This is a genomic window from Lacinutrix venerupis (assembly GCF_001971745.1).
Classification (GTDB): domain Bacteria; phylum Bacteroidota; class Bacteroidia; order Flavobacteriales; family Flavobacteriaceae; genus Lacinutrix; species Lacinutrix venerupis.
Genome location: NZ_CP019352.1, coordinates 400,792 through 417,333, shown reverse-complemented (window position 1 = coordinate 417,333; position 16,542 = coordinate 400,792). Strand labels below are relative to the sequence as shown.

The 16,542-nt window shown below is 32.5% G+C and carries 7 protein-coding genes; all 7 read right to left on the bottom strand.

All coding sequences use genetic code 11. The features are described 5' to 3' along the window. Positions 1 to 4: 4 nt before the first annotated feature. Entirely contained in the window at positions 5 to 3,409 is a 3,405-nt protein-coding gene (gene ileS, locus BWR22_RS01790; RefSeq protein WP_076731732.1) for an isoleucine--tRNA ligase, read from the bottom strand. 124 nt (positions 3,410 to 3,533) lie between these two features. Then, on the bottom strand, positions 3,534 to 6,488 hold the full coding sequence (locus tag BWR22_RS01785; protein WP_076731731.1) for a PQQ-dependent sugar dehydrogenase: 2,955 nt from the start codon (positions 6,486 to 6,488) through the stop codon (positions 3,534 to 3,536). A 190-nt stretch (positions 6,489 to 6,678) separates the two neighbouring features. Next, a complete protein-coding gene (locus tag BWR22_RS01780) occupies positions 6,679 to 12,516 on the bottom strand; it encodes a LamG-like jellyroll fold domain-containing protein (RefSeq protein WP_076731730.1) in 5,838 nt (1,945 codons plus the stop codon). A 176-nt stretch (positions 12,517 to 12,692) separates the two neighbouring features. Further along, entirely contained in the window at positions 12,693 to 14,051 is a 1,359-nt protein-coding gene (gene radA / locus BWR22_RS01775; protein WP_076731729.1) for a DNA repair protein RadA, read from the bottom strand. Beyond that, positions 14,051 to 15,196, bottom strand: a complete 1,146-nt coding sequence (locus BWR22_RS01770; protein ID WP_076731728.1) for an alpha/beta hydrolase — start codon at positions 15,194 to 15,196, stop codon at positions 14,051 to 14,053. Before BWR22_RS01770 ends, radA begins: the two co-directional genes overlap by 1 nt. A gap of 36 nt (positions 15,197 to 15,232) precedes the next feature. Continuing rightward, positions 15,233 to 16,186: a lysylphosphatidylglycerol synthase transmembrane domain-containing protein gene (locus BWR22_RS01765; protein WP_076731727.1), complete on the bottom strand. Its 954-nt coding sequence runs from the start codon at positions 16,184 to 16,186 to the stop codon at positions 15,233 to 15,235. A gap of 3 nt (positions 16,187 to 16,189) precedes the next feature. Continuing rightward, the gene (panD, locus tag BWR22_RS01760) at positions 16,190 to 16,540 is read right to left on the bottom strand and encodes an aspartate 1-decarboxylase (protein ID WP_013869457.1); all 351 of its coding nucleotides are present in this window, start codon (positions 16,538 to 16,540) and stop codon (positions 16,190 to 16,192) included. Positions 16,541 to 16,542 lie beyond the last annotated feature (2 nt).

Below are 16,542 nucleotides of genomic sequence, written 5' to 3'. Positions count from 1 at the left end.
AATATTAATTTTTTGTGATAAATAACTTTGTATTTATATTATCGAAAGCAATATCTATACCATTATCCATCTGTTCTACAACATCAAGGTTATCTGTTAATGTTTCTGCCTTGATATATTCTAAATTTGTTTTTACAGCTTGAGCAATTTGTTTATCGTCTTGCAATTGTACAGAAATTCTATCTGTTACTTCAAATCCTGAATCTTTACGTAAATTTTGAATACGGTTTACGAGCTCACGTGCAATACCTTCTTCGCGTAATTCATCAGTAATTGTAACGTCTAGAGCTACTGTTATTGCTCCTTCATTTGCTACAAGCCATCCTTCTATATCTTGCGATGTAATCTCTACATCACTTAGTTCCAAATTAATGATTTTTCCATTACAATCGACATCAAGACTACCATTTTGTTCTATTTTTTTTATGTCTTCTGATGTCATTTTGCTTATCTCACTGGCAATCAACTTCATATCTTTACCAAAACGTGGTCCTAATGCTTTAAAATTAGGCTTAATTTGTTTTACCAAGATATCTGATGCATCTTCTAAAAGCTCAACTTCTTTAATATTTACTTCACTTTTTATTAAATCTGCCACTGCTAAAATCTCTTCCTTTTGTTCTTGAGAATCTATAGGAATCATTATTTTTTGTAATGGTTGTCTTACTTTTATTTTCTCTTTAGCACGTAATGATAACACTAAAGATGAAATTGTTTGCGCAGCTTCCATTTTACGTTCTAAGGCTTTATCTATAAAGCTACTATCGCTCTCTGGAAACTTTGCCAAATGTATACTTTCAAATGATTCTGTATGTGTCGCTTTTGTTAAATCTAAGTAAAGTTTATCCATAAAAAATGGTGCAATTGGTGCGCCAAGTTTAGCTATGGTTAACATACAAGTGTATAATGTTTGGTAAGCAGAAATTTTATCTTGCTGGTAATCACCTTTCCAAAAACGTCTTCTACTTAAACGTACATACCAATTACTTAAATAATCTTGTGTAAAGTTTGAAATGGCACGCGCTGCTTTTGTAGGTTCATACTCTGCATAATACTCATCTACTTTTTGAATTAATGTGTGTAATTCTGATAGAATCCAACGGTCTAATTCTGGTCTTTCGTTTAAAGCGATGTCATCTTCAGCATAAGAAAACTTATCTAAGTTTGTATATAAACTAAAGAAAGAATAAGTGTTATACAGTGTACCAAAAAACTTACGTTTTACTTCTTCTATACCATCTAAATCGAATTTTAAATTATCCCACGGATTTGCGTTTGCAATCATGTACCAACGTGTGGCATCTGCTCCATAAGTATCTAAAGTTTCAAAAGGATCTGTAGCATTACCTAAACGCTTAGACATTTTCTGTCCGTTTTTATCTAAAACCAATCCGTTAGATACTACATTTTTATAGGCTACAGAATCGAAAACCATAGTTCCAATAGCATGAAGCGTATAGAACCAACCACGTGTTTGGTCTACACCTTCGGCAATAAAATCTGCTGGAAACGATTTGTTTTCGTCTATTTTCTCCTTATTTTCAAAAGGATAATGCCACTGTGCATAAGGCATAGAACCAGAGTCGAACCAAACATCTATTAAGTCTGCCTCACGTTTCATTGGTTGCCCACTTTTTGAAACTAATACAATATCATCAACTATATTTTTATGAAGATCTAACTTAGCGTAGTTTTCTTCAGAATTGTTTCCAACTTCAAAATCTTCAAAAATATCAGCTTTCATAATGCCAGCTTCAACGGCACGTTGCATTTCGGCTTTTAATTCTTCAACAGAACCAATACAAATTTCTTCTTTACCATCTTCTGTTCTCCATATTGGTAATGGAATTCCCCAATAACGCGATCGCGATAAATTCCAATCGTTTGCGTTTGCTATCCAGTTACCAAAACGGCCTTCTCCAGTAGATTTTGGCTTCCAGTTGATACCTGTATTAAGTTCGTGCATACGACCTTTTACGTCTGTAATTTTAATAAACCAAGAGTCTAATGGATAGTACAATATTGGTTTATCTGTACGCCAGCAATGTGGATAGTTGTGCTTGTATTTTTCTACCTTAAAGGCTTTGTTTTCTTCTTTTAATTTAATGGCTAGCTCAACATCTATAGAACGTTCTGGCGCTTCTCCATCTTTATAATATTCGTTTTTAACGTACTTACCACCAAACTCTGCCATTTCTGGTCTAAATTTACCTTGCAAATCTACAAGTGGTACTAAGTTATCGTTTTCATCTTTTACCAACATTGGTGGCACTTCTGGAGTTGCTTGTTTTGCAACTAAGGCATCATCTGCTCCAAAAGTTGGTGCTGTGTGTACAATACCTGTACCATCTTCGGTAGTAACAAAATCTCCAGAAATTACTCTAAATGCATTTTCTGGATTGTCGTTTGGTAAGGCATATGGTAAAAGCTGTTCGTATTTAATACCAACAAGGTCTTTTCCTTTAAACTCTTTTACTACAAAATATGGAATTTTTTTATCGCCATCTTTATATTCTAAAAGTGCTGCTTTTTCTTCAACTCTTTTAAATTTCCCATCAAACTGTTTATTAACTAAAGGTTTTGCCAAAATAACATTCATAGGTTTGAATGTGTATTGATTATAAGTTTCTACTAAAACATAATCAATTTTTGGTCCTACCGTTAATGCTGTATTACTTGGCAATGTCCAAGGTGTTGTTGTCCAAGCTATAAAATGAATATCGCCTTCGTTTTGTAAAAAATCTGGAAGCGTATTTTCTATGGCTTTAAATTGAGCAACTACTGTAGTGTCTGTAACATCTTGGTAAGCTCCAGGTTGGTTAACCTCATGCGAGCTTAAACCAGTTCCTGCTTTTGGTGAATAAGGCTGTATTGTATAGCCTTTATACATTAAGTTTTTAGAGTAAATTTCTTTTAACAACCACCAAACAGACTCCATATATTTTGGTTCGTAGGTAATGTATGGATCATCCATATCTACCCAATAACCCATTTTTTGAGTTAAGTTATTCCAAACGTCTGTGTAGCGCATTACGGCTTTACGGCAAGCTGCATTATAATCTTCTACAGAAATGGTTTTACCAATATCTTCTTTTGTAATACCTAATTCTTTTTCTACACCAAGTTCTATTGGTAATCCATGTGTATCCCAACCAGCTTTACGCTTTACTTGGTAACCTTTCATGGTTTTATATCGTGGGAAAATATCTTTTATAGCACGCGCCAATACGTGGTGTACTCCTGGTAAACCGTTTGCACTTGGTGGACCTTCGAAAAACACATAAGGTTCTGCGTTTTCTCTAGTTGTTATACTTTTTTCGAAGATATTATTTTCTTGCCAATACGTTAAAATTTCTTTTGCTACGTTTGGTAAGTTAAGTCCTTTATATTCAGGAAATCCTGTGCTCATTTCTTATAATTTCAATATGAAAAGCGAAATTAAGAAATTCTGTTTAAAAGAGTGGTTTTATGTATAAAAAAAGCTTCAGTATAAAATTACACTGAAGCTTTTATTTAAAAAGAATTTAAGTTATCTACATCTTGATAATCTTTTTTGTTACAATTGTTTTAGAATCACTATTAATATTTACAAAGTAAACTCCATTATTTAGTTTAGATAAACCTGAAAACTCTATTTGGCTGTTACCATTTTCTACATCAATAGTTTTAATAACTCTACCTTGTAAGTCTAAAAGTGTTATTGAAAGATTACTAGATTTATAGTTGTTTGGTAGTTTTATAGTAAAAATACTTGTTGTTGGATTTGGGTAAATTTTTACTTGATTTGCCACAAAATTAGTAGTTGATAAAGTAGGACTTGTAATATTTACAGTATAGTCTTCAAATTCACCTCCATTGTTCGAATCGAAATCCAAGTGGCAAGGATCACTTCCTGTATAATACGTTCTAGATGAAATACGCATTCTAGTATTACCTATTAATGCTGAACTTGGTACAACAAAGCTACCTTGAGCAACAGCATTATGAGGAAACAAATCGTCTCCTGCTGTAGTTCCCCAAACACGCTCTGTATTATCAAACGTACCGTCTTGATTATAATCTATCCAAACAGAGTGTCCTGTAGTTTTATTCCATGGATGCGTATTGGTTAGAGTTATGTCTATATCAAAATTCTCATCTGTCTCTAAATTAGGCACTGTAACATTTAATGTATGGTTTGAATAACCTTCTACATCATCGTTTTGATTTGATGAATGGTTTAATATTGTTACAGATGATCCATTTCTAATTTGAACATTGTTAATATAAAAATCATCGGCATAATAATCTACAATTGGTGTACAGTAGGTTACATTTGTAGTTGTAAAATTAACTGTTGCACTGTAAGATGATTGCGCATTTCCACAATCTGAATTGACTTGCACATCATAATTTGTTGATAGGTTTAAACCTGATAAAATAATTGAATTTGTATTAGTTGTTGTGTTGCTCCAAGTTGAAGTACCTGTTTCTCTATATCTTACTTGATATGCCGTAACACCTAATACTTCATCCCAAGTAATGTCCGCACTAGTACTTCCAGGAGTGACAACAATATTAGTAGGTGAGTTTAACGTGTTAACTGTAACATTTTGATTTGCTGTTACTATTGTACCATTATCATTAAAAGACCAAACAATAGTACCACTTTGACCTGCTGTGTAAGTAGTTTGGTCTGTTGTCGTGGCAGTTAAATCTACGCATCCATTTGTAGTAACTATTGGCGCATCTATAGTGATTTGACAATCACTTACAATGTCTTCTAATGTAGGTGCTGTTATTGGATTTGGATTTGAATTAGGCTGAACAGTTACTGTTGAAGTACATCTATCTTCATTACCATCATTATCTGTTACGGTTAACCAAACGGTTTGCGGACTTTCTGTATGTGAGCAATCAAAAGTATCTACATCTATAGTTAAAGAGGCAATACCAGCAGAACCGCCTGTAGATCCATTATCAACATCTGCTGCAACAATGGTTGCGTTTCCATCTGGATCTAAAGTTACAGTAATGTCTTGACAGTTTGCAACAGGAGGATTTGCAACTTGTGGTCCTACGTATTCTATTTTAACAATTGTTCCACCATTTTCAATAGAAACTCCTGATCCAGAAGAAGGTCCAGAAGTACCTCCACTGTTATCTGTAATAGCATATATTGTTAAACCATCTGGTGAAATAGCGATATCTCTATATCTATCATTAGAAGAGTGAAATTCTTCATAACCGCTAATAGAACCTTGGTCATCATCACCAACAATATCATTTCCTTCAGGCGTTAGTTTTGCTCTATATATTGTTCCTTTTTTTAAGGTAGATACTAAAAGTGAGCGTCCCCATCCAGGAATATTATTAGTTTCATGAATATCAATACTTGACGGTGCTACAGTTGGCCATGTAAACCATCCTCCTGGCGGATCTGTAGATACGGTGCCACCATAGGTTCCAATTGGTGGTTGAAAGTTAGCTGGCACATCTGCAGCTGTAGGATAAGATTCATACTCTGTAGCTGTATCTGCTCCAGATGGGCAGTTATGATCACTAAAATCTCCTGAATTACAAGCGCCTTCTAAAGAAGACCAATTACAATATGTATAGGCCATATTATCATAATATCCTGCAATTTGTGGCCAACCGTAATTACCTCCAGCAACAACAATATTTATTTCATCATCAACTTTTGCACCATGCTCTGAATTGTATAATGTGCCATCTTGAGCGAAAATAATTCCTTGAGCATTTCTATGTCCATAAGTATAAACATGACTTTGAACTCCTTCTAAAATTGGATTATCTGTTGGTATAGAACCATCAAGATTTATTCTTAATGTTTTACCTGGATAATTACTATAATCTGTAGAAGATGTTGGTAGTACTTGAGATAAGATTGGATTACAAGCATAGTCGAATTGATTGGCTCCTTGATCTCCAATAGTATAATATAATTTAAAATCTGGACCAATAATTAAACGTCCTGAATTATGATCTGCACTTCCAGGAAGTCCTTCTAATATTGTACCATTTGCATCTAAAGAAGTATCTTCTGTTAATGTTCCGGTTGCGTTATTATATACTAATCTAACGATTCTTAATTTTAAACCTCCATTTGTATACGTATATGCTGCATACACATAATTATTAGTAGTTGTTGCAATATTAGTATATAGCGCTGGATGAATAGCCATACCCATTAATCCACCTTGCTTTGAATTTGTAATTTTAGCATCCAAATCAATCATGGTTGTAATAGCTCCTCCAGAGGTACTAATTCTTACAATTTTTTCTCCTACACGCTCTGTAAGCCATAAATTATCATCTGGTCCATAAGTAATTTCCCATGGAAAATCAAAAGCAAAATCTGCAGTAAGATTAGTTGTATTCCAATCTGGTCCACTAGTAACTGAACTAGAAAGAGGAGTCATTGGTCCTTGTGCGCGAACTATATTAACACAAGATAGCAATAAAGCGATAAGTAGTATTTTTTTCATAAGTTTGGGTGTAGTAATTTATTATATATGGCTAACTGATTTGTTTTTTTGATATATTTTTTTAGAAAATAAATTATCGATAAAACGGCGCAAATATCGGCTACGATGTTTATGTTGCAAAATAAAACTCAAAAAAAACTTCAGTATAATAAATACAACTGAAGTTTTTTAGCATTCTATTTTTATTTTTTTATTCTACAATAATCTTTTTGTCTATTGTTTGATTATTTTCTGTTGTAATACTAACAATATATAAGCCTGAACTTAAATTAGAAATAGACATTCCATTTTCTAATACTTGCTTGTTTACGTTTAATTTTTGAAAAATATTTTGCCCTAATGTATTATACAGCGCCAACTGCTTAACATTTGATTCTAGATTTCTTACAAATAAAGTTTCTCGTTTATTGTTGTAATAAATTACTGCATTATTAATTGCTGTAAAATCTTCTGTGCTTAAACCTTCTTCTTGTGAAAAAACAACATCAAAACGATTATTAAATGTTCCTGCTTCCGATGTGAAGTTATATGCTTGATCACTTGTTAAATCGTGATAAACACCTAATAAATTGTCTCTTAAATAAATTTCTTGATTAGGATCTATATTTGTTATTTCGATACTTCTAATTGAATACATCTCTGTTCCTGATGCAGTAAACGTTAAATCGACAACTTTGTCTGGTGTTATTGGTGCCAATGCTTGTATTACATATTGATCTCCATTTAATAAACTTCCTAAATCATTTATTAATGGTGTATTAATAAAGCCTCCATCAAAACCATATTCTCTACCTTCATCTGTAAAAGTATCATGAAAGCCTAAAACCATTGTTCGGCTTGAGGTATCACTCATTAGTAATTCTAATCTTAATAATGAATAATCTGTGTTGTTTTCTTCATTACTATCTGCTTCTATAGATGTTTTACTACTATTTTTAAAGAACGTTGAGCCTACATTTGGGTCACTAGACGAAAAATCGCTTTCTTTTATAAATTCACGTTGTCCATTATTAAACTCTACAACGCCATCTCCTACTATTTCAACAAAGAAACCTTGTGCTACTGGAATATAAAAAGATGGTTTTCTTGTTCCTCCAGGCATAGAACTACTATCAAAACTATACGGATATTGTTCTGCTTTAACTGTTGTTAACCTGTTTATAAATGCATAGCCACCTTCGTAATAAACAAAATAATGATTTGTACCTCCCCAATGTTCCCATAAACGAATTGTACCATCTAGCACTTCGTTTCCTGGTTCTGTATTATCTTCAATAAATTTCCTTGCATCTATTGCAGATGGATATGGGTTACCAAATAAGGTTAAAGTTTCTGAAACATTTTCTACACTACCAGCACCTCCTGTATCTATAGCATTTATTAATACAGTACCATTATTTGGTTTTCCTTCGAAAATATATTGTTGGCTTGTTCCAACTCCTGTTCCTTTTTGAGAATAACCTAAGCCAGGTGCAATAGCTTCGGAAATATCTAAATGATTCCAATCTTCATAAACAACTCCGTTTTGAAATGCGTATAACCATGTTTTACTTATTTTACCTGTTTCGTTATAACTATCTGTAAATAAAACAGCATCTCCGTTGCCATCTTTTAGCATATCTATGCTATAAGATTCGTTATTAATATTATTTGTTGATGCATTATTATCTGTTAATAATGAAACAGATGTTGCTCCTATTGGAGAGCTCCAATAGTTATACCTGAAAACATTACTTTGTCCTTCTTGTCTTCTTAAGATTTTTCCAACTGCAGAAGTTACTAAATCACTATTTAGACCTTGTACTAATTGAGAATCGCCTTGTAAATCTATTGTTCCTTTTAAGTCTAAATACCAACTGTTACTAATTGCATTATCTCCATTCACAGTTAACGTATTATTAGTATCGACTAACATACCTAAACTTGTAATTGAAGAATTAGTTGTTAGATTATGTTTTACATCTATAATGCTCCAGTCTTTTAGGTTTGGAACATCTGTAATATCCCAAACATTTCCATGTAGCCATGTTAAAGCATCTGTAAAATTACCGTTTTGTGCTGTTCTATAAGGTAGTGGAGCTGTTTGAAAATAAATATTTTTAATATTATATAATTTAGCACCTGTTACTTGGTCTATTGCTGCTGTAACTTTATCGTCTGTTATATCTCCTTTATAGCCATCCATTTTATAGTAACGAACCAAATTAGAACCTATAGAATTCTCAGAGGTGTTTTTTGGAATTATTTTTCCTTGGTTAAAGCCTTGTCCTTCTTCTAACTCTTGATATACTGTTCTTTGTATTTCTGCTTCGGTTAAGCTAGTGTTAAAAACTCTAACCTCATCTATTTCACCATGGAAATAGTTTGCATCTGTATCTGCTAATCTTCCTATAGTAAAATTAGAAGTGTCTGAATTAATTCCTCCAAAACTTAAAGGAGCTCCTTGAGCCTCTCCATTTACATAAAGAATGGTTTCAGTTCCATTAGTTGTTGCTGCAACATGTGTCCAAATAGCATCTACAACTGTGTCTGTAGATGTTAAAACTGCACTTCCATTTAGCATTACAGAAATGGAATTATCAGAATCATTAACTACCAAATAAAAATTTGATTGTCCGGCTATAATTCTATTAGTATTTAATGTGTTATCTCCTTCAGATTTTATCCATGCCATAATAGAAGCATTTCCATTATTTAAAACATTACTATCTTCTACATAATCATTTCGCCCATCAAAGAAAAGAGCGTATGAATTATCTAAATCTAAAGGTGATCCATAGAAAAAATTATTTGTATCGAAATTGTCTAATACTCCATCATGATCTGCATCTAAAGTACCGTCTATTACTCCATTGTTGTCTGAGTCAAAACCATTGTAAATTGTTGTGCTAATATCTGTTCCATTGCTAGCATCGTTAGCATTATCATTACTATCAATATCTAAATAATCTGGTATACCATCGCCATCGGAATCCTGTGGAAATTCGTAACCATTAATACCTGCTCCGTGATCATTTGCATCTGCATCATTATCGTTACCATCTATTAAAGCTAACAGTCCATCATTATCAAAATCGTCATTATTGATACCTGTACCAGCATCTACACCATCTCCAACACCATCTCCATCTACATCTAAGTCTCCAAACCCATCATTTTCTACAACATCAAAAATGGAGTCGTTATCTGAGTCTAAGTCTAAATAATCTGGTGTTCCATCTCCATCTGTGTCTAATGCTGTTTGTCCTTCTAAATTATCATGCATTCCATTTCCATTAGCATCTACCCATGAAATATCTGACCAAACTAATCCATCTCTATCAAAATCATTTACACTTAAATAACCACCAAATTCGTATACATTTGGTATACCGTCGTTATCGTTATCTAAATCAAACACATCTGCCACACCATCTCTATCAAGGTCACAAAGCGTTTGTGTAATTCTAATATCATCTATAGCCAAATCGTTTCCTAATCCTCCTGGAGAATTATTAATAAATTGAATTATAAATTCTGTTTCATTAACAATTACTGAAGTTCCAAATTCTTTCCATAAAGAATCCACACAACTGTTTCCAGAGGCACATCTTGTTATATCTCCTGTATTATAAGATGCTAATTCTGTAGCATAGTCTGAAGTTAAAAACTTTACTGTTATATTAGGATTAATTCTTGGTAATTCTCCTGGGCTAAATCTATTATCTGCATTGTCTATATTTATAGCCCAAAAATTATAGTTTATTGGCACATTTGGTAAAACTCCCGAAATAGCTGTTTCATAAAATACGCCAGGATCTTCTGCTGCATTAAAAATAGCCATTCTACCATTGGTGTCTCCTGGTGTATGGTCTTCTCCTTTATACCAAGCGTAATATGCATAAGTTGCAATATTTTCTCCTGTTGCTGTTACTGTAGTATTTGCAGCATCTCCATTGGTTATAGAATAGTGTACTGTATATTCTCCATCATTTAAGTTAACATCTCCATCGCATTCGTCACTACTTTGACCGCTTACACCATCTTCGTAGCAGTATGATGTTGTTACACCTTCTGTATTACCATTAATTGAAGATCTATCTATTCCTGCTCCAAAGTCTTCATTTAAAAATTCTGTTTCTACAACTGAAGCATTACTATACATTAAACATTGTAACTGCTCTTCTCCATCTGCGATACCATCGTTATCGTCATCTATGTCAATATTATCTGAAACGCCATCTCCATCGGTATCTGGGTACAAAATATCACCTTCACCTTTAATAGAAAATGTAAACGGATTTTCGTCTGGATCGTCTGAGGTAATAACAACCACTGCTGTTATATTATTATCTAATGTACTTGGATCAAAACTTATAGTAAAGGTTTCGCTTGCACCAGAAGCTATACTTGTTCCTGAAGCTGGCTGTGCGGTTACTGTAAAATCTGGACTAGAACCTGCTTGCATTTGAACAGGTAATGTACCTAAAACTAATGGTAAAGATCCATTATTTGTTATAGTAAACACTCTTGATTTAGCACCTCCATTAATATCATAAGTACCAAAATCTGTAAAACTAGAATATGTTGTTTCTGTTTGCCCGTTTATTATTTCTGTATTATTTCCTGAAACTACAATATCTTGAGGAGCATAAGGATCTAAACTAATTTTAACTTTATAATCTTCGTAATCTAAAACATTACCTCCTGTTTCTCCACAAGCACTATTTGGAGACCAATATTGTCTTATTCCAATACGCATAGTAGTTATTCCTTGAGCAGCAGAAAATGGTATAGGTATTGATTGAGCAGCATAAGGAAATTGCGTATTAGGTTCTTCTCCTCCTCCTGGCCCACCAGAACGGTATACTCTTTCATTTCCATCATCAAAAATCCCATCTTGATTAAAATCTATATATGCAACCCAACCAGATCTATGGTTTCCTGCATTTAAAGTTGTATTTCCACCTACTAAAATAGAAAGGTCATAACTATTACCATAATATAAATCTGCAGCAGGCAGATGAGTAAAACTCTCATAACCGCCACCATCTCCAGAATTATTATTTATATCTACTGTCTCTCCTAATAAAGTAACATTAGATATATAACGTACTCCATTTGAAGTTGCGGTAGGTGTGCAATAATCGTATAAAACATCAACACTTACTGTAGCTGTTTCACATTGATTTATATTATTACATAAGTTATATGTAAAACTATCTGTACCTATATAATTATTATTTGGAATATACTCAAAAACACCATCCGATACTTCTGTTACAGTTCCATTAGTTGGTGATGTTAGCAAACTATAATCATCAACACCTGTACTTCCTGTAGTACCAATATAATCATTTGCTGCAACGTTTATTTGGTTATCTATTCCAGCAGTACTATTTCTAACAACACTCATTACATCATCTCGTGCTATTGGTGTTGCAGATACTGGATTTATATACAATGTGTAATCTTCAATTTCTGCTCTATCTACAAACGTACATGCATCTATAATTGACCCATTACTATATGAAGCTGCTATTCTTAAAATAGCAGCACCAGATACAGCAGCATTACTTACGGTAAATGATGCATTTGTAACTGCAGTATTATTATTATTATTTACATGATTTCCAGAATCGTAAACTTCTACATAAGTACCATCTCCTTGGTAATCTATCCACATTTTTACTTTTACTCCTCCCCAAGTTTCTTTTATATGATCTATAGTCACATTATAAGTACTCCCTATTACTACTACTGTAGATAATGAAGAATAGTCGCTATAGACAGCGTTATCACTACCTGTATAATTATTAATTTGGCTTGATCCTTCTCCTTGTATTAATACATTGCTAATATTAAAATTATTCCAAGGCTGCATACCTGTAGGGACACATTGACTTGAAGATAATTTAAACATAAAAAACAGTAATATAAAAAATACAGTTTTTACATACTTAGCTTCACTAAATATCGAATGCTTTACAATTTGAAATAATTTGCTTTTAGGAATTATTAAAATTGCGAAAAAAGGGTTAGTTTTCATTTAAGTAGGTTTTAATTTGGAGAATAGCTATAATAATTTAGTTACAAATATAATTATCAAACAATTACATTTATGCTAAAAAACACAAAAAAAAAGGCAAAAAGTCAATTTAACCCATAAAATGACAAAAAGTATCGACGAAAAACACTTTTTAATAGATGAATGTAGAAATAAATTTAGACAATAAAATCTACCAAATCTTCAATTTTAGAAATCAACTGAATTTTTATTGTAGTGTTTTGAAGAGATATTTTATTATATTTTGAAACAAAAATAGTAGAAAAACCAAGTTTTTCTGCCTCAAGAATACGTTGCTCTACACGTTGTACCGGTCTAATCTCACCAGATAAACCAACTTCGGCAGCAAAGCAATAATTTGACTGCAAGGCTTCATCTTCGTTTGAAGAAAGAATAGAAGCTACTACTGCTAAATCTATTGCCGGATCATCTACAGTAATGCCTCCTGTTATATTTAAGAAAACATCTTTTGCACCTAAACGAAAACCTGCTCTTTTTTCTAAAACAGCCAGTAACATATTTAATCTTTTTGCATTAAAACCTGTTGCACTACGTTGCGGAGTCCCATATACAGCAGTACTTACCAAGGCCTGAACCTCTATCATTAATGGTCGCATACCTTCTAAAGTTGCCGCAATTGCGTTACCAGAAAGTTCTTCGTCTTTTTTAGAAATTAAAATTTCGCTTGGGTTACTTACTTCTCGTAAACCTGATCCTTGCATTTCGTAAATACCAAGTTCATGCGTGGAACCAAAACGGTTTTTTTGTGCTCTTAAAATTCTAAATACATGATTACGATCGCCTTCAAATTGTAACACAGTATCTACCATGTGTTCTAAAATTTTTGGTCCAGCAATGTTGCCATCTTTTGTAATATGGCCAATTAAAACAACAGGTGTATTAGTTTCTTTAGCAAATTTAATAAGCTCCGTAGTGCATTCTTTTATTTGAGAAATACTTCCGCTTGACGACTCTATATAATCGCTATGCAGCGTTTGAATGGAATCTATGATAACAATATCTGGTTCTAAAGCTTCAATTTGCTTAAATATATTCTGTGTTTTTGTTTCTGTTAAAATGTAACAACTTTCGTTATCTGGATTAATACGTTCTGCACGCATTTTTATTTGTTTCTGGCTTTCTTCTCCAGAGACATAAAGTGTTTTATATGGTAATTTAAGAGATATTTGAAGCAGTAATGTACTTTTACCTATACCTGGTTCGCCACCTAAAAGCGTTAAGGAACCTGGTACAATTCCGCCTCCTAAAACGCGATTAAATTCTGCATCTAAAGTATCTAATCTCGCTTCTTTAGACGAATCTATTTGTTTTATTGTTAACGGCTTCGAAACACGTTTTTGAGTATTTGTAGGTGTTTTCCAATCGTTTTTTTCTGGTTTTTGTACAACCTCTTCTACAATTGTATTCCACTCTTTACAAGCTGTACACTGCCCTTGCCATTTAGAATATTGCGTACCACAACTTTGACAAAAAAAAGTAGTTTTAACTTTTGCCATTAGTACCCAAAATCTGCTTTAATTTGTTCTGAAAGTTCTAAAACATGATCTTTTGTAATACCACCAGCTTCTTCTAAAATATAAGCCGATTGATATGTTTTCATTGCTTTTTTAGGGTTCCCTGTTTCTTCATAAAAACGCCCTAAATAATAATTCCCTAAAAGTGTATTTGGATATTCTTTTCTTGCTAATTTCCCTAAAGCTTCAAAATACTCATACTTTTCGGTTTTTTTAATTGCAGCAGCAATTGCTCTAAAATCGTTAATAAGAATTTGCTTATTTAAACCAAAAAGGTCTTCTATTGTTTCATACTTTTCTACTAAATAATCTACTGGAGAACCTTCTAATTTTAAAATAGTGTCTTTATATTCTTGTTTAGATATTGGTCTAAAAACAAAAAAGATATCTTCTAACGCCTTTGGTATAGCGTGTGCTGGAAGAGAATAATGTGTAGGTCCTTCAAAATTATCAAATGTACTTAAGACACTTTCGTTATTTATACCTTTTATAGCAGTATTTAATGCCTCGGTTTGTGCTTGAATATCTTTAACGTCGTTATTAGAAGTAGCTAAATAGTAAAATGTTTTTGTAGTAATATTAGGAAGTCTCTCGGTTAAAAAAGCTTGCATATCTGGAGCCATATCTGGGCTTAAACTTACATAAGCATTAAATAATGGTATTTCTTTTAATAAATAATAATTAATGAAATTTGCAGTAATACCATGCCCAACAGCTACTTTAAATTTTTCTGTTCTATATGTTTTTTCGATATAAGGAATAAGCTCTTGACCAACAAAATCGAAAAAGGCCGCACCAGTTTCCATTGGTAAAGAATTTAACTCAGAGTATAATGTATCGTCATTACGTTTATCGAACTGGTTAACACCAACAACTATAGCTTCTGGAATATCTTCCCAATATGCTGCATATTCTACATTCCCTGCAACTATTTCAAACATATAATCTCCGTCTAAAACTACAATTATTGGATAGCTTTTATCGCTAGATTTATAGCTTCTTGGTAATTGAATTTTTATCTCCCTAGCTTCACCTAGTAATTCAGAATTAAAATTTTTATATGTGACTTGCGCTACACTAAATTGAAGCGAAAAAAAGATAACAAATAGGTATAAAATATTTTTCATGATAAGAAATATAAAATTAGAAATGCAATGTACAAATTATTTCTTTCTATTATATATAGGTAAAAATAATAGAGACAGACCTCCCAAAACAATAATCATAGCGGTTTGAGAAGTCCACATTATCCAACCAAATGCTATACTTGGATCTTCTGGAATAGAAAAAATTGCAAATGCTCCAAAAACAGCTACAGGATAAGAACCTAAACCTCCATTTGTTGCTGCAATACTAAAACTTGCCGCAATAAAACCTATTAAAATAGCTCCAAATGGAATAGGTTGCAAACCTGTAATAGCGAAACTTGTTACATAAAACATAAGCACATACATTCCCCAAATAAACAAAGTGTGAAATATGAAAGCCCATTTTTTCTTCATCTTGAAAATACTTAATGCACCTTCAATAAGTCCGTTTACAAATGATTTTATTTTTAATGCTATTTTAGATGTGCTTTTTCTTATATAAAAAAGAAAAAATAATCCCATTCCTAAAAGGATTATAAAAGCTGTAATTACTTTAATTGGATTAAACTTATCTATAAAAAAATTATAAATAAAATTAAACTCTAAAAACAAAGTAATAACGATAATAAGCAGCATTACAATAACATCGGCAACACGCTCTGCTACAATGGTTCCAAAACCTTTTTCAAAAGGCACGCCTTCATAATTTGTTAAAATTGTAGCTCTTGCAACTTCTCCTGCTCTTGGAATAGTGTAGTTTATTAAATAGGTAGCAAAAACAGCCATTAAGCTGTTTCCAAATTTTACTTTATAACCTAATGGTTCTAATTGAAATAACCACCTATAAGCTCTAGACAAATGACTTAACAATCCTAATACAACACCTAAAACAATATAAAAATAGTTTGCTGTTTTAAAATGCTCTATCAATTCATCAATAGAAATTTTAGATAAAGAATACCATATTAAAAAAACTCCCAACAGAATTGGGAGCAAAATTTTTAATGTTTTTATTATGGATTTATTCAATTGTTATTTTAGTAAATTAGTTGCTTCATCCGGAAAGACCAAAGAAGGCTTAAATACTTTAGCCTCTTCAATATCCATAAATCCGTAGGTAATTAAAATTAATACATCTCCCGGAGAAACTAACCTAGCAGCCGCTCCATTTAATGTTATTTCTCCGCTATTTCTTGGCCCAGGAATAGCATAAGTTTCTAATCGTGCTCCGTTATTATTGTTAACAATTTGAACTTTTTCTCCTTGTATAATATTAGCCGCGTCCATTAAATCCTCATCAATAGTAATACTACCAATGTAATTTAAGTCTGCTCCGGTTACTTTTACTCTGTGAATTTTAGATTTTACTACTTGTATTTGCATGG